14 protein-coding genes are annotated in these 15,920 nt (G+C 73.4%); 2 read left to right on the top strand and 12 right to left on the bottom strand.

Going from position 1 to position 15,920, the window contains the following annotated elements:
• Nucleotides 1-72: 72 nt before the first annotated feature.
• The 8 genes from NX801_RS02330 to NX801_RS02365 all read right to left on the bottom strand — a co-directional run bounded on the left by NX801_RS02330 (nt 73) and on the right by NX801_RS02365 (nt 7,652).
• Nucleotides 73-960, bottom strand: coding sequence for a type II secretion system F family protein (locus NX801_RS02330; RefSeq protein WP_258785019.1), 888 nt, complete (start codon nt 958-960; stop codon nt 73-75).
• 40 nt (nt 961-1,000) lie between these two features.
• Complete coding sequence (locus NX801_RS02335) at nt 1,001-1,948, bottom strand: type II secretion system F family protein (protein ID WP_258785020.1); 948 nt, start codon at nt 1,946-1,948, stop codon at nt 1,001-1,003.
• A gap of 10 nt (nt 1,949-1,958) precedes the next feature.
• Nucleotides 1,959-3,296, bottom strand: a complete 1,338-nt coding sequence (locus NX801_RS02340; RefSeq protein WP_258785021.1) for a TadA family conjugal transfer-associated ATPase — start codon at nt 3,294-3,296, stop codon at nt 1,959-1,961.
• Nucleotides 3,297-3,354: 58 nt separating this feature from the next.
• Complete coding sequence (locus NX801_RS02345) at nt 3,355-3,921, bottom strand: TadE/TadG family type IV pilus assembly protein (protein WP_258785253.1); 567 nt, start codon at nt 3,919-3,921, stop codon at nt 3,355-3,357.
• Nucleotides 3,918-4,322 (bottom strand): TadE/TadG family type IV pilus assembly protein, encoded by a 405-nt coding sequence (locus tag NX801_RS02350; RefSeq protein ID WP_258785022.1) that lies wholly within the window; start codon nt 4,320-4,322, stop codon nt 3,918-3,920. The genes NX801_RS02345 and NX801_RS02350 overlap by 4 nt, the downstream gene beginning before the upstream one ends.
• A gap of 225 nt (nt 4,323-4,547) precedes the next feature.
• Nucleotides 4,548-5,837, bottom strand: coding sequence for a CpaE/TadZ family protein (locus NX801_RS02355; RefSeq protein WP_258785023.1), 1,290 nt, complete (start codon nt 5,835-5,837; stop codon nt 4,548-4,550).
• Nucleotides 5,838-5,845: 8 nt separating this feature from the next.
• The gene (gene cpaB / locus NX801_RS02360) at nt 5,846-6,562 is read right to left on the bottom strand and encodes a Flp pilus assembly protein CpaB (RefSeq protein WP_258785024.1); all 717 of its coding nucleotides are present in this window, start codon (nt 6,560-6,562) and stop codon (nt 5,846-5,848) included.
• 154 nt (nt 6,563-6,716) lie between these two features.
• Nucleotides 6,717-7,652: a hypothetical protein gene (locus NX801_RS02365; protein WP_258785025.1), complete on the bottom strand. Its 936-nt coding sequence runs from the start codon at nt 7,650-7,652 to the stop codon at nt 6,717-6,719.
• 368 nt (nt 7,653-8,020) lie between these two features.
• Here NX801_RS02365 and NX801_RS02370 point away from each other — a divergent pair, with 368 nt between their 5' ends.
• The gene (locus NX801_RS02370) at nt 8,021-9,820 is read left to right on the top strand and encodes a chitinase (protein ID WP_258785026.1); all 1,800 of its coding nucleotides are present in this window, start codon (nt 8,021-8,023) and stop codon (nt 9,818-9,820) included.
• Nucleotides 9,821-9,854: 34 nt separating this feature from the next.
• On the opposite strand, the gene NX801_RS02375 is transcribed toward NX801_RS02370, so the two are convergent.
• Nucleotides 9,855-11,375, bottom strand: coding sequence for an Nramp family divalent metal transporter (locus NX801_RS02375; RefSeq protein ID WP_258785027.1), 1,521 nt, complete (start codon nt 11,373-11,375; stop codon nt 9,855-9,857).
• Between the two features lie 331 nt (nt 11,376-11,706).
• On the opposite strand from NX801_RS02375, the gene NX801_RS02380 reads away from it, so the two are divergent.
• Nucleotides 11,707-13,056, top strand: a complete 1,350-nt coding sequence (locus NX801_RS02380) for a M14 family metallopeptidase (protein WP_258785028.1) — start codon at nt 11,707-11,709, stop codon at nt 13,054-13,056.
• A gap of 179 nt (nt 13,057-13,235) precedes the next feature.
• Here NX801_RS02380 and NX801_RS02385 read toward each other — a convergent pair whose 3' ends face one another.
• The 3 genes from NX801_RS02385 to NX801_RS02395 all read right to left on the bottom strand — a co-directional run bounded on the left by NX801_RS02385 (nt 13,236) and on the right by NX801_RS02395 (nt 15,579).
• Nucleotides 13,236-13,628, bottom strand: a complete 393-nt coding sequence (locus tag NX801_RS02385; RefSeq protein WP_258785233.1) for a RidA family protein — start codon at nt 13,626-13,628, stop codon at nt 13,236-13,238.
• A 161-nt stretch (nt 13,629-13,789) separates the two neighbouring features.
• Nucleotides 13,790-14,542, bottom strand: coding sequence for an IclR family transcriptional regulator (locus NX801_RS02390; protein ID WP_258785029.1), 753 nt, complete (start codon nt 14,540-14,542; stop codon nt 13,790-13,792).
• On the bottom strand, nt 14,539-15,579 hold the full coding sequence (locus NX801_RS02395; protein WP_258785235.1) for a sugar kinase: 1,041 nt from the start codon (nt 15,577-15,579) through the stop codon (nt 14,539-14,541). Before NX801_RS02395 ends, NX801_RS02390 begins: the two co-directional genes overlap by 4 nt.
• Nucleotides 15,580-15,920: the final 341 nt, after the last annotated feature.

The raw sequence follows: 15,920 nt of genomic DNA on the forward strand, positions 1-15,920 counted from the left end.
ACCTGCCGGGTCTCGCGGATCTCGCGGGTTGTCGTGGCTCGGGCCTCGCGAGTCCTCGTGTGGCCCGGGTGCTCAACCGCCGGTCAGGAAGCCGAAGTCCACATCGGCGCCGTAGACGAAACCGGCGGTCAGCAGTACCAGGGTGCCCGGCAGCAGGAAGGTCGTCACGGCGAAGGTGGCCTTCGGCACCGCCCTGGCGGCCTTGCGGCGGGCGTTCTGGGCGTCGGTGCGGCGCATGTCGTTGGCGATCTGGATGAGCGTGTCGACGATCGGGGCACCCAGCTCCTCCCCCTGCTGGAGGGCGGTGACGAACATCGCCACCTGCTCGGAGTCATTGCGCCTGCGCAGCTCCTCGAACGCCTGCCGGCGGCTCATGCCCATGTCCATCTGGCGCAGGGTGATACGGAGTTCGTCCGCCCAGGGGCCCTGGTACTTCTCGGCCACCCGCTCCAGCGCCTGCCGGAAGCCGAGGCCGGCCGAGACGACCACCGCGAGGACGTCCAGGAAGTCGGGCAGGGTGCGTTCGATGTGGTCCTTGCGCACCCGGATCGCGGACCAGATGCCGACCTCCACCCAGAAGAACCCGAAGGCGAGCAGCAGCAGGGTGAGGATCACCTGCCCGCGCAGCACGGTGGTGAGGGCCCCGAAGAGGCCGAGCGCCCCGTAGACGGCGCGGCGGGCGGCGTACCGGTCGATGGTGAGTCCGGCCGGGTTGCCCGCCAGGTCGATCCGGCGGCGCTTGCGGGCCACCGCCCGGGGGCCCATCATCCGCAGCACCAGCGGGGCCCAGCGCATGCCCAGGCGGTCCACGGCCGAGCCCACGGCCCCGGTCCGGGTCGACCCCACCTCCAGGGCGAGCGCCAGGTCGTCGGGGAGCCGGACGTCGGCCCGGTACATCCGGACGCCGTGCAGCGCCCCGTACACCGCGAGACCGACGACGGCGGCCAGCAGCAGTCCCATTCTCAAGTCCTCCAAGTCCTCCGAGCCCTTTCGGGCCCGCTCAGACGTCGATCCGGGACAGCCGGCGGATCACCACGAAGCCGACCGCGTACAGCACGAGCGCGACCACCACCGCCGCCTGCCCGACGCCGGCGCCGGTCATCCGGTCCAGCGCCCCGGGCATCACCGCGTTCATCAGCAGCATGGCGCCGAATCCGAAGACCGGTACGGCGTAGGCGGTGACCGTCACCTGGGAGAGCTGGGTGCGGACCTCGCGGCGGGTCTCCTTCCGCTCCTCCAGCGTCTCGGTGAGGTTGCGCAGGGAGCTGACGACCGTACCGCCGGCCCGGTTGGAGAGGACCAGCGTGGTGACCAGGACGACGAGTTCGCGGGACGGCAGCCGCTCGGTCAGCTCCGCCAGCGCGTCCTCCAGGGACTCCCCCACCGCCAGTCGGCGGGCCACCCGGGCCAGTTCCTCGCCGGCCGGGTCCTCCAGTTCCTCGGCGGCCATGGAGAGCGCGGTGCGCAGCGCCAGGCCGGCCTGGGTGGCGTTGGCCAGGATCCGGGACAGCTCGGGCAGTTGGTTGATGAAACGCTCGGTGCGCTTGGCCCGCTGCCAGTTGAGGAACGTATGGGCGCCCCAGAGCCCGGCGAGCGCGGCGACCGGTCCGAAGAAGGACGCCAGCAGCGACGCGGCGAGCACCCAGAGGCCGGCCGCGCAGACCAGCGCGCCGACCGTGAACTCACCGGGGGTGACCGTCAGTCCGGTCGCGGCGAGCTTGCGCTCGATCCGGCGGCCCGCCCGGGTGGTGCGGAGCCACCGGTCGAGCCGGCGGAACCGGCGGCGGTGCCCGGGTGCGGGCGGCAGCTCGGCCCGGGCGAGCCGGTCCACCAGCTCCTGGTGCTCGGCCCGGCCCCTGGCGTAGGCCCGCAGCCCCAGGACGCCGAGAAGACAGGCGAGCAGCGCGATGCCGAGGGTGGGCAGGGTGAGGGAGGACGTCTGGGACATCGGGGGCTACCTATCGGGCCTCTCGCATGTAGAGCTGGTGGTCGTCGGCGGCGACTCCGAACGCCTGCGGCACCGGCTGGCCCGCCAGATAGAGGCGCTCGGCCAGCCGGCGCGGCAGCGGGAAGTACTGGAACCGTCCGTGCACCCGGCCGTCGGCGGCCGGCGGCAGGGCGTCGAAGCGGACCAGCGAGACGATCCGGTAGGCGTCCCGGCCGTGGGACTCCAGGCAGACGATCTCGGTGACCCGGCGGGAGCCGTCCGGGTGCCGGGTCAGCTGGACGATGATGTCCACGGCGCTGTTGATCTGGTCGTGCAGCGCCTCGAAGGGGACGTTCACCTCGGACATCGACGCCAGCGTCTGGAGCCGCATCAGCGCGTCCTCGGCGCTGTTGGCGTGCACCGTGGCGAGCGAGCCGTCGTGGCCGGTGGACATGGCCTGGAGCATGTCCAGCGACTCGCCGCCCCGGACCTCGCCCACCACGATCCGGTCGGGGCGCATCCGGAGGGAGTTGCGGACCAGGTCGCGGATGGTGATCCGGCCCTTGCCCTCGACATTGGCCGGCCGGGACTCCAGCCGGATCACATGGCTCTGCTGGAGCTGGAGTTCGGCGGAGTCCTCGATGGTGATGATCCGCTGGTCGTCCGGGATGAAACCGGAGAGCGCGTTGAGCAGGGTCGTCTTCCCGGTGCCGGTGGCGCCCGAGACAATGATGTTGAACCTGGCCTGGACGAGCCCGGAGAGCAGGAAGAGCATCTGCTCGTCCAGCGACCCGACGGTGATCATCTCCTGGAGGGTGAACGCCCGGGGGAAGCGGCGGATGGTGAGGGTGGCCCCGGAGAGCGCCAGCGGCGGGATGATCACATTGACCCGTTCCCCGCTGGGCAGCCGCGCGTCCACCATCGGATTCGCCTCGTCCACCCGCCGGTTGACGGTGGAGACGATCCGCTCGATGGTCTGCATCAGCTGCTCGTGCGAGCCGAAGCGCAGCGGGAGCCGCTCCACCCGGCCGCCCCGCTCGACGAAGATCTGGTCCGGCCCGTTGACCATGATCTCGGTGATGGAGGCGTCCTCCAACAGCGGTTCCAGGATGCCGAGTCCGAGTGCCTCGTCCACCACCCGCCGGATGAGCTGGGCGCGTTCGAGCGTGGAGAGGACCGGGCCCTCGCGGCTGATGAGATGGCCGAGCACCCGTTCCAGCCGGGCCCGGCGCTCGGCCGCGGCCAGCGAGGACATCTCGGCGAGGTCGATCTCCTCCAGGAGCTTGGCCCGGTAGGTGGCGACGAGATGGCCGTCCTCGGCGCCGCCCGCGCTCTCCTCGGGGGCGGTGATACGTGACCGCAGACTCATACGGCTCCTCCTGCTTCCGCTGCGGGGCGCTGCCGGCTGTCGCGGGGCGGGCGGGGGCTCACCGGCTCGGCAGGGGCATGGTGGCGCTCCGCTCGACCGGGCCCCAGTCCAGGCCGGGCACGATGACGGGGATCCGGACGCGCGCGGTGTACGTCACATCCCTGGCGCCCTCGCTCGGGGAGAAGTCGCTGTTCCGGGCGAACCAGCCGCCCATGGCGCTCCGCCCGGCCTGCTCGGGGCTGGTCTCCGGCCGGTCGGTGGCGGCCATCCGGGCGGCCGCCCGGGCGCCGGTGCCCGCCTGGTTGGCGGCGTACGCGGCCGCGCCGAGCTGGATGGCCAGCAGGCCGACCAGGAGCAGCAGCGGGAGGAAGCCCAGGTACTCGATGGCCACCTGGCCCCGGTCGGAGGCCGCCCGCCCGGCCCGGTCGGGGCTGCGGTCGTGCAGGTCGCGGTGCCGGGCGCGGGTCCCGTTCGGGTCGCGGTGCCGGGCCCGGGGCCGGTCGGGGTTCCGGAGCCCGTGGCGATAACCGGTCCGGTCACGGCCGGGGGCCGGCCACCCGGCACGGTCGGGGGCGTGGCGGGTCCGGGACCCGGGGGTGGGTTCCGTCTGCGGGGGCGCGCTCATGGCCGGTCCTCCTTCACCGCGGCCGCCCGGCCGTGCACGGCGAGCGGGAAGTCCAGGACGCCGGGCACCAGCACCGGCACATTGAGCGTGATGGTCGCGCCGTACATCCCCGGCCCGCCGCCGGAGCCGCAGCCGTAGCCGGCCCGTCCGGCCCAGGCGCCGGGCAGGTCCTCGCGGGCCGCCGCCGCGCAGGCCCCGTCCCCGCCGTCGCCCGCGCCGGCCCGGGCGCCCGCGTCGGCCGCGTTGCCCGCCAGGCTGAAGGTGTAGCCGATCAGTACGCACTGCCAGATCGCGACCAGCAGCAGCAGGATCAGCGGCGTCACGCCCACGAACTCGATGGCCGTCTGCCCCCGGTCACGGCCCGCCCAGCGGGTCCCGGGCGCCCGCCGGGCACCTGACACCCGCTGTTTCCGGCCCGCCCAGCAGGCCCCGCGCGAACACCGGTTCCGATCCTGGTCCGCCCAGCGGGTCCCGGACGTCCGCTGATTCCGGTCCCGGCCCCGGTCCGCCCAGCGGCCTCCGGGCAACCAACGGCTCCGGCCAGTCCGGCCGTTCCGGCGGGCCCGGGCGGCCTCGCCGGACGCGCAGGCCCCGGTCCGCGACCCCGCCCCCACCGTGCTCATCGTTCAACCAGCTCCCTCGGTACGGGGGCCGGTGCCGGCCCCGCGGCGGCGGCGCTGACGGCCGATCGCCCCCCGGTCGCCCCGGAGCCCGCCGCCCCTGGCTCCCCGGGCGGCCGGTTCGGCCGGCTTCACCAGCTCCAGTTCGGCGGCCAGCGCCCAGAGGGCATGCTTCACCGTGCTCCGGGCGTCGAGCTCATGGAGGCGGCCGGTGTCCACCACCCGCTGAAGCTCCTTGAAGGCGGCGGGGACCGTCGTACCGGCCACCCGGGTGCCGGTGATCCGCCGGATCAGGGCGGGCTGGATCTCGGTGCCCCGGCCGTACCGGTTCACCACCGTGACCGTCTCCTCGGCCTTCCGGATCTGGAGCCGGTCCCAGAGCCGTACGACCCGCTTCGCCCCGCGCACCGCCACCACGTCCGGGGTGGTGACCAGCAGCGCGACGTCCGCCATCTCGATGGCGGCGGCGTTGGCCCCGTGCATCTGGCTGCCGCAGTCCACCACCACCAGTTCGTAGCGGGAGCGCAGGGCGCCGACGATCCCGCGCGCCGAGCGGTCGGTGACCTCCTCGCCCCGCTCCCCCTCGGCCGGGGCCAGCAGCAGGGCGAGCCCCGACTCATGACCGAAGACGGCGTCCGCCAGGACCCGGGGCGAGATGTCGGTGATGGCGGCCAGATCGGCCAGCGAGCGGCGGAACTGCACATCCAGGTACGACGCCACGTCGCCGGCCTGGAGGTCCAGGTCCACCAGCGCCGTGTTCCGGCCCGACGCCGCGGCGGCCAGCGCCAGGTGGACGGCCGTGAGGGTGGTGCCGACACCGCCCTTGGCGCCGGTGACCGTGACGACCGTGCCGCCCGGTCCCGCGACCAGTTCGGCGCCCCCGCCGAGATGGCGGCGGACCCCGGCGGCCCACTGGGCGGCGGCCTGGACCCGATGGGCCAGCTCCTCGTATCCGAGCGGCAGGGTGACCAGGCCCCGGGCGCCCGCGTCCATGGCCGCCGAGAACAGCCCGGGGCCGGCGTCCCCGGTGATCAGCACGACCCCGACGGCCGGGAAGCGGAGCGCCACCTCGCGGATCAGCTCCAGCGCGGGGACCGGCCCGATGCGCTCGTGCACCAGCACGACCTCGGGGAGTTCGTCGAGGGAGTCGGCCGCCAACCGCGCGAGCGTGTCGACCAGTTGGGTCGAGTCGCCCACCGGGGCGGCCGGTTCGGTGGCGGGGAGCTGGCTGAGGAGGGTGATGACGGACCGGGCCGCGTCGGCGTCCCCGACCGCCGGGAGGATTCGTGTGGTCATCCCCGTCCTCACTTGTCCTTGTCGAGGGTGTAGGTGCGGTCCGCCGGGGGGACCGGGGTGGTGCTGCCGGGGGCGACGAGGGCGAGGCGCACGTGCTCCGCGAAGGACTCGGCGTAGGCCACCCGCTGGGTGTCCAGGGTGCCGAGCGCGAAGGTGATGGGGACGGCCTCGGTGGCCCGGCCGGACCTGCTCTCCCGGTCGGGCTCCAGCGCCGTGAGCCTGCCGACGTCCAGAACCCGGGCGTGCGAGACGATGACCCGGGACTGCGGGGACCGGGCGGCCTGCTTCTCCCGGTCGCCCGCGAAGGTGGCGTAGATGTTCACCGTCGCCCCGGGAGTGATCTTCCCGGCCACCCCGGTGGCGGCGTCGATCATGATGGCGATCTCCTGCTCCCCGGGGCGGAGGGCCGGCCGCTGGACGACCATGTCGTCCTGGAGGAGCGAGCCCGCGCGGAGCCGGGTGACGGCGATCTTGCCGCTGATTCCGGAGAGGTCGGTGACGGCGGTGCGGGGCAGCCAGCGCTCCGGCATCGAGATCTTCTCGAACTGCCCGGTGCCCAGGGCGGTGTAGGGCGCCACATCGCTCTTGACCCGGTATGCCGTCACCTCGGGGCCGACCTTGGAGTTCACGTCACCGATGACCGACAGCACTCCGGCGAACGCCGCGAAGGCGCAGAGAACCGACAGCAGAAGGAGTATGACGCCGCGGCGCTGGCGGGAGTTCATGGCCGTACAACCTCGATCAGTTACCGGGACGGTCAGTTACGGGAACGGGCAGTTACGAGAACGGGCAGTTACGGGAACGGGCAAGAAGAAGGATCGGGCGGAAGAAGGATCGGGACGGGCGGTCACGGGGGCGGGCGGTTGCCGGGACGGGTGGTCACGGGGACGGGCGGGAGAGGGACCGGGACGGACGGGGACGCGACGGGCCCTGGCGCACGGTCGCGGAGTCCGGGCGTACGGTCCCGGGGGCCGGGCCCGGCGGCGCCGAGACCGGGCGCAGGGGTGCGGAACAGAAGCCGCAGCGGTCGCCGATCAGCTCCAACCCGCACCAGTGGCAGTTCTCCCGCCGGACCGACGCGACCAGTTGGTAGAGCACCGAGACGTCCGGCAGATGGGCGGCGAACTCGACCAGTCCGGTGGTGCCCCACCACCGTGCCGAGCCGGCGGGCAGCGGCACCTCCTCCACGGCGCCCGTCACCTGCCAGGCGGGGGCGAGCACCGTCTCGGGCCAGTCGCTGCCGAGCCGGCCCCGGGCGACGAGCAGCCGGGTGGCGAACCCCGGGCCCGGCGGTACGTCCGCGCCCTGGCCGATTTCGGCCAACCGCGGTTCCGGCCCGGCGAGTACGGCGAACCGGGCACCCGGCAGCCAGCCCTTGACATGGGCCTTCAGCCCGACGGGGATCCGGTCGAGCTTCGCCACCGAGCCGAGCACGGCGCCGGTGTACACATAGTGCGCCAGCAGCCGGCCCGCCGAGGCCAGCACACCGGGGCTGAAATCGCACCCCGCCAGCTGGCGGAGCTGCCGGACGACGACCGCCACCCCGAGGGGCGGCAGATCCAGGCTCAGCAGCGCGATACGGTCGCTCTCCAGCACGGCGCGGACCATGCGCAGCCGCCGCTCCTCCTCGGCCGCCACCGCCGCGGAGTGGACGACGATGACATGATCGCGCTGCTCCAGCAGGGCCTGCATGTGGTCGACCGCCGAGTCCAGCGACTGGTCACGCGCCCCGGGGAGCACCGCGGCAGCCGGGGTCTGGCGGTCGCTGGGCGGTAACACCAGATCAGCACTGGTGACCGCAATGGCTGTCGGCACGTATGGATTCCCGTCCGCTCCAGCCACCGGGCACCCGGCGGCCGCAGATCGTTCGTTACGCAGTGCTGTTGCATGAGCACTGTATCCACGACTTCCGGATGGGAGAACACCCGTCTTTTCAAGCCGGGTTCCGGCGCGAACGCCAATCAGCGGCAAACCGGTGCAGAGCGGGCGCGATATCGAACAGGTCGTCCCTTACCGGATCCCGCCGTACGGGACACGGTTCGTCCCGCCCGGCAACACCGCGACTCCCGCCAGGGGTTGACAAGCCTATTGGTCTGGACCAAATTCGGCGCAGCGAAAACCCCCACCTCACCCCCCACCCCCCGCTCCGTTCCCACCCCATCCGCCCCCACCGGAGGCAGCACATGGACCGCACCAGAGGCAGTTCGTCCCCCACCAGGAGCAGGTGGCTTCCCGGCGCGCTGGCGCTCGCGCTGGGCGCCGGGCTCGGGCTGGCCGGCGGGACCGGCGGCGCGCTGGCGGCCGAGCCGGCGGCCGGTCCCGGAGCGGCCCACCGGAGTGGCGCCGCCCAGGCGACCGAGCAGGTGGCCGAGCAGGCGGCCGACCTGAACGTGGCCAGGAACGCCGGGTTCGAGTCCGGGCTGAGCGACTGGTCCTGCGGCACGGGCGGCGCGGTCACGCAGGCGCCGGTGCGCACCGGGACCGGCGCGCTGCGCGGGACGCCCGCCGGACAGGACAACGCCCGCTGCGCCCAGGTCGTCCGGGTGAAGCCCGACTCCAGCTACACGCTCAGCGCCTGGACCCAGGGCGGGTACGCCTACCTGGGCGCGACCGGCACCGGGACGACCGATGTGTCCACCTGGTCGCCCGGCTCCGGCGGCTGGCAGCAACTGACGACACGGTTCACCACCGGGGCGGCCACGACCTCGGTCACCGTCTACACCCACGGCTGGTACGGGCAGGCCCCGTACGTCGTCGACGACCTCTCCGTCTTCGGGCCCGACGGGGGCGGCGGCTCCGACCCCGGCCCCGCCGTGCCCGCCGCCCCGGCCGGGCTGACGGCCGGCGGAGCGACCTCCTCGTCGGTGACGCTGAACTGGAGCGCGGTGAACGGGGCCACCGGCTACCACGTGTACCGGGACGGCGCCCGGGTCCAGTCGGTGAGCGGCACCTCGGCCACCGTGACCGGGCTGGCCGCCGACACCGCGTACGGCTTCCAGGTCACCGCCGCCAACGCGGCCGGTGAGTCGGCCCGTTCGGCCACCGTGACCGCCCGGACCGCTCCCGGCTCGCCCGGCCCGGGCCCCGGCCCGAACCCGGCCGTGCCCCGGCACGCGGTCACCGGCTACTGGCAGAACTTCGACAACGGCGCCACCGTCCAGAAGCTGCGGGACGTGCCGGCCCAGTACGACATCGTCGCCGTCTCCTTCGCGGACTCCACGGCGGTGCCCGGCCAGATCTCCTTCACTCTGGACCCGGCCGTGGGCTATGCCTCGGTGGCCGACTTCAAGGCCGACATCGCCGCCAAGAAGGCCGCCGGTGTGTCGGTGATCCTCTCGGTGGGCGGGGAGAAGGGCAATGTCACGATCAACAGCGACACCTCCGCCACCGCCTTCGCGGACAGCGCCTGGGCGCTGATGCGGGAGTACGGCTTCAGCGGGGTGGACATCGACCTGGAGCACGGGATCAACTCCACCTATCTGGCCAGGGCGCTGCGCGGGCTCGCGGCCAAGGCCGGCTCCGGCCTGGTGCTGACCATGGCACCGCAGACGATCGACATGCAGTCCACCGGGACCGAGTACTTCAAGACCGCCCTCGCCGTGAAGGACATTCTCACGGTGGTCAACACTCAGTACTACAACAGCGGTTCGATGCTGGGCTGCGACGGCAAGGTCTACTCGCAGGGCTCGGTGGACTTCCTCACCGCGCTCGCCTGCGTCCAGCTGGAGGGCGGTCTCGACGCCTCCCAGGTCGGCCTGGGCGTACCCGCCTCCGGCCGGGGCGCCGGCAGCGGCTACGTACCGCCCTCGGTGGTGAACAACGCGCTGGACTGCCTGGCCCGGGGCACCAACTGCGGTGCGTTCAAGCCGTCGAAGACCTACCCGGCGCTGCGCGGCGCGATGGCCTGGTCCACCAACTGGGACGCCACCGCCGGCAACACCTGGTCGGGCACGGTCGGACCGCACGTCCACGACCTGCCGTGACAGCCCCTGGTGGCGGGGCCCGTCTCCGGCCCCGCTACCAGGGCAGTTCGCGGACCTGCTGGACGCAGAGGACGACGAAGAGCACGCCTGCCAGGACGAGCATTCCATTGCTCAGCCACCCGTTGCGCCACTCACGGGGCGTACGGGAGGAGTTGAGCAGCCAGACCAGGGTCAGCGCCAGGAACGGCATGAAGAAGGCGCCGATCACCCCGTACACGATCACCAGCCCGAACGGCTCGTCCAGGAAGAGCAGGCTGATCGGCGGGAAGGTGAGCCAGAGGAGGTACGCCCGGAACGGCAGCGACCGCTCCCGGGCCCCCGAGGCCACCGCCACCCCGCCGTCCGGCCCCGGGCCCGAGCCCGGGTGATCCGCCGCCGGGCCCGCCGCCCCGGCCATGACCGGGTCCGGGCGGCCCGGGTCACCCGCCACCGGGCCCTCCACCGCCGGAGCCGTAGCCGATCGCGGGTCACCCGCCACCGGAGCCGTCGCCGGAGCCAGGTCCAGATCCAGGTCCGGAGTCCCGGCGGCGGCCCGGGCGCGGAAGTTGGCCACGAAGTCCGCGAACATCAGGCTCACCCCCTGCCAGACCCCGATCAGCGAGGTGAAGGAGGTGGCGAAGAAGCCGACCAGGAAGAGCTTGGCGGTCGCCGTCCCGTACCGCTCGGCCAGGATGTCGCTGAGCGACAGCAGCCCCCGGTCGCCCTTGGCCAGCGCCACGCCCGAGGAGTGCAGCAGCTCCGCGCCGACGAAGAGCATCGCCACCACGAAGACGCCGGTGGTGACATAGGCGACCCGGTTGTCCAGGCGCATCACCCGCATCCACCCGGCGTCGGTCCAGCCCTTGGCGTTGACCCAGTAGCCGTACGCCGCCAGGGTGATCGTGCCGCCGACGCCGCCGATCAGGCCCAGGGTGTAGACCAGCGAGCCGTCCGGCAGGACGGGCACCAGACCGGCGAGCGCCGGGCCGAGGTGCGGGGCCACCCGGACGGCCAGATAGACCGTGACCACGAACATGACGCCCACCAGCACGGTCATGACCTTCTCGAACACCGCGTACCGGTTGAACCAGACGAAGACCAGCCCCACCAGCCCGCACAGCACGCCCCACCACCGCAGGTCCATGACGTCCGGGAAGAGCGCGCCCAGCGGCAGCGCGCTGGAGGACATGGCGGCGGCGCCGTAGACGAAGCCCCAGATGGCGACGTAGCCGATGAAGTAGACGCTGGTCCAGGGGCCGAGGCTGCGCCAGCCGTCGAACAGGGTACGTCCGGTGGCCAGGTGCCAGCGCCCGGCCGCCTCGGCCAGCGAGATCTTGACCAGGCAGCCGATGACGGCCGCCCAGAGGAGCGTGTAGCCGAACCGGCTGCCCGCGATCAGGGTGGCCACCAGGTCGCCCGCGCCGACCCCGGTGGCCGCGACGACGATGCCGGGGCCGATGTGCCGCCAGCCCGCCCCGCGTGGTGGCGCGCCGGCCGCCGCCGGGCCCGCCGCCGTCCGCCCGTCCGCGCTCTCCGCCGGGCCCGCCACCGCCTGCCGCTCCGCGCTCTCCGCCATGCCGTACCGCCGCCCTCCGGTCGTACCCCGTGCCCTGCCCATGGCCGGACCCCGGCCCTAGGCCCTGTCTGACAAATGTCGCCTGGGTGCCGACGCCCTTCGGGCGGACGACGCTCTTTGTCAGACAGGACCTGGTCCGCTCCCGGCGCCCGGGGCGGGCCGGCCGTGACCGCACGGCCACCAAATCCGGTACCGGGTGATCGCGCAAGACCGCCACGGGGAACAGGTGCGGGGACCGGGGTGACCGAACTGCGACCTTGACGTGCCCACGCCACAGTCGCACCATGCCTCGCACGGGGACACCCCCCGTACCCCCCACTCAGGAGACAGCATGCGACTTCGCATCCGCGGGAAGCTCGGCCCGCGCGCGAGCCGGACCGCCGCCCTCACGGCGGTGCTGGCGCTGGCCCTCGCGGCGCCGCTCGCCACCGCCGCGCCCGGCGGCCCGCCGTCGGCGCCCACCGCCTCCACGGAGGAGGTGGTCCGGCAGTACGAGATCCACGGCCCGGCCACCCCCGCCGAACGCACCGCCCTCACCGCCACCGGTGTCGCCATCGACGAGGTGCACGAGCACTCGGTCGTGGTCAGCGCCGACGCCGAGCAGGCCGCCCGGCTGCGGGCCCGGGGCCATCAGCTCAAGGCCCTGCCCGCGCCCCCGGACCGGCGGATCAAGGGGGAGGCCGTCCAGCCGATGGACTTCCCGTCCGCCGACTCGCGCTACCACAACTACGCCGAGATGAACGCGGAGATCGACCAGCGCATCCGGCAGTACCCGAACCTGATGAGCAAGCGGGTCATCGGCAAGAGCTACCAGGGCCGGGACATCATCGCCGTCAAGGTCAGCGACAACGTGGCCACCGACGAGAACGAACCCGAGATCCTCTTCACCCACCACCAGCACGCCCGTGAGCACCTCACCGTCGAGATGGCGCTCTATCTGCTGCGGGAGTTCGGCGCCGGCTACGGCTCCGACGCCCGGATCACCAACATGGTGAACAACCGCGAGATCTGGATCGTGCCCGACCTCAACCCGGACGGCGGCGAGTACGACATCGCCGGCGGCTCGTACCGCAGCTGGCGGAAGAACCGGCAGCCCAACTCCGGCTCGTCCAACGTCGGTACGGACCTCAACCGCAACTGGGCCTTCAAGTGGGGCTGCTGCGGCGGCTCATCGGGCTCGACCGGCTCGGAGACGTACCGCGGCCGGGCCGCCGAGTCGGCACCCGAGGTGAAGGTGGTCGCCGACTTCACGCGCTCCCGGGTGGTCGGCGGGAAGCAGCAGATCAAGGCGGCCATCGACTTCCACACGTACAGCGAACTGGTGCTCTGGCCCTACGGCTACACCTACGACGACACCGCGCCCGGCCTGACCGCCGACGATCGGGACGCCTTCGCCACGGTCGGCCGCAAGATGGCGGCCAGCAACGGTTACACGCCGCAGCAGTCGAGCGATCTGTATGTCACCGACGGGTCGATCGACGACTGGCTGTGGGGCAACCAGAAGGTCTTCGCGTACACCTTCGAGATGTACCCGACCGGCGCCGGCGGGGGCGGCTTCTACCCGCCCGACGAGGTGATCGAGCGGGAGACCGCCCGGAACCGGGACGCGGTGCTCCAGCTGCTGGAGAACGCGGACTGCATGTACCGATCGATCGGCAAGGAGCAGCAGTACTGCTCCTGAACTTCGGTCGGCAGGCAGGCCCGTGAGCCGGTGGACGGGCCCATGGACGGGCCGGTGGGCGGGGCGGTGGGCGGGGCGCGGCACGGCGGACGTCCGTACCGCGCCCCGCCGCCGCTCGCTCCACCTCCGCTCGCCCGGCCGCCGCCCGGCCCGGCACAACGCGGCCTCGCCCCGCCCGCTCAGTCCAGGACGGCGAGGGCGTCGATCTCGATGAGCAGCCCCGGCGGCAGCCCGACATAGACGGTGGTGCGGGCGGCGGGGGCGACGGTGAGATCCGCGAAGTAGGCGTTGTAGATCTCGTTCATCTCCGCGAAGTGCTCCACCTCGGTGAGATAGACCCGGATCATCAGCACGTCGTCCCAACTCGCCCCGCCCTCCCGCAGGATGGCCTCGACATTGGCGAAGGTCCGGAGGGTCTGCTCCCGGAGCGTCGGCCCGGCGGGCACCGGCGGCTTCCCCGGCTCGGCGGGCAGAAAGCCGACCTGGCCCGCGACTTGGAGGATGTTGCCCTTCCGGACGCCGTGCGAGAACTTCGCGGGCGGGGCGGTGTGGGTGGCCGGGGTGAGCGCGATCTTCTCGCTCGACCCGAGCTTCTTCCCGGCCCGTTCGGTCTGCTCGGTCTTCCCGGTCTGCTCGGTCCTCCCGGTCTGCTCGACCTGCTCGGTCTTTCCGGTCTGCTCGGTCATGTCGGTGGTGACCTGGCCTTTCTCGTGGTGCGGAACGGTGGTGGACGTCAGGCGGCCGGCGGGGCGCCGGAGTACTCACGGCTGACCGCCTCGGCGGTGCGGCGCACCAGCGGGAGCAGGGCGAGCAACTCCTCGGTGCCGATCACCACATTGGGCGCGGAGACGGACATGGCGGCCACCACCCGGCCGTCGGCCCCCCGAATGGGCGCGGCCACACAGTTGATGGACTCCTCATGGCCGCCGAGGTCGGTGGCCCAGCCCTGGGCGCGTACGGTCGCCAGCTCCTTGAGGAAGGCGGCGGCGTCCGGCGTCGAACGGGGCGTGTAGGCCGGGTAGTCGAGCCGCTCGGCGAAGGACCGGCGCTCGGGTTCGGGGAGATCGGCCAGGAGCAGCTTGGCGACGGCGGCGACCGTGATGGCGACCGGCTTGCCGATCCGCGAGTACATCCGGACCGGGTAGCGGCTCTCCACCTTGTCGATGTAGAGCACCTCGCCCTCCTCCCGCACGGCGAGGTGGACGGTGTGACCGGTCCGCTCGCCCAGCCGTACGAGATGGGGGTGGGCGATCTCCCGGACGTCCAGGCTCTCCACCGCCTCCTGGGCGAGCGCGAAGAGGCGGGCGCCGAGGCGGTAGCGCTGGTCCTGCTGGCGGTGGACCAGGCCGTGCGCGTGCAGGGTGCGGAGCAGCCGGAGCGCGGTGGACTTGTGCACCCCGAGCCGCTCGGCCACCTGCCCCAGGTCGGCCGGGCCCTGCGCGAGCAGCGGCAGGATGCTCAGCGCGCGGTCGACGGTCTGGCTCATGACGTAGGTACCTCCTGGTCGTTCCCCGTCCAGCCGGGGGCGAGGCGCAGTGCGGCCCAGTCGGCGCCGGGCAGGGCGGCGAGCCGGTCGGCCCGGTCCCGGCCCGGCGGCGCGGCGAGGTCGCCGGGGACGGTGAGGGCGGCGGCGGCCATGAGGTGGCCGTGCCGGAGCCGGGCCCGGGGGTCCAGGCCGCGCAGGGTCGCGGAGAGGAACCCGGCCGCGAACGCGTCCCCGGCGCCCACCGGGGCGACCACCGCCACGCGCGGCGCGGGCTCGGCGTACCGGCGGTCGGCGGCCGGGGCCCCGGAGTCCCGGTGCCGGGCGCTCCCGGTGAGGGAGCCGGCCCCCTGGCCCAGCGGCGCCCGGAGAAAGAGCGTCGCGCCCTCGGCGCCCCGCTTCACCACCAGGGCGGCCGGCTCCGGGAGCGCGGCCCGCACGGCGTCCGGGCCGCGCAGCCCCCAGGCGGTCTCCGCCTCGTCCTCGCCCACGAAGACCAGGTCGGCGCCCCGGGCCAGCTCCAGCAGCACCCCGGGGCCGTCCGGAGTCCGCCAGAGCCCCGGCCGGTGGTTGACGTCGAAGGAGAGCAGCGGCCGGCCGGGGCGCCGGGCGGTGAGGTCCCGCAGCAGGGCGAGGCAGCCGTCGGAGAGGGCGGCGGTGATGCCCGAGAGATGGAGCACCCGGGCGCCCAGCAGCGCGTCGTACCCGACCGTGGCCGGGGACATCGCGGACGCGGCGGAGCCGGCCCGGTAGTAGAGGACTTCATGGGCGCCGTCGGCCCGGTCGGTGGCCGTGCGGAAGTACACCCCGGTCGGCCGGTCCGGGTCCCGCCGTACGGCACCGGTGTCCACGCCGTACCCGGCGACGGCCGCCACCAGGTGGTCACCGAACCCGTCGGCACCCACCCGGCTCACCCAGCGCACCCGGTGTCCGGCGGCGGCCAGGGCGCAGGCGACATTGGACTCGGCGCCGCCGATGGCCCGGGTGAAGACGGGCACGTCCGCGAGCCGGCCGGGGCGCGCCGGCAGAAAGGTGATCATGGACTCCCCGAGGCAGACCACCTCCACCGCCTCCCCGGCAGGGGCGCCCGCACCCGGCCGGGCCGCCGTCCCGGGCCCGGCGGCGTGGCCCGTCCCTGGCCGGGGGACGTCGTGGTCCGCCGCGACCCCCGGTACGGCGGGCCGCTCGGCCGCTGCTCCGGTCACTCGGGGCTCCTCACCGGTCGCGCCGGTCCCGGATCCGTTGACCCGGCGACGACCCGGATGCTAGACAGCAGCGAGCGATACACGCAACGACTGTTGCACAGTACGCAACGCATACGATGTCTCGCCCGTCAGCAGAGCGTGCGAATGTGCCGGTGACCCGGCACGGCGACACCGCA

Origin of the sequence: Streptomyces pyxinae (genome assembly GCF_024756275.1) — a bacterium.
GTDB classification, from domain to species: domain Bacteria; phylum Actinomycetota; class Actinomycetes; order Streptomycetales; family Streptomycetaceae; genus Streptomyces; species Streptomyces pyxinae.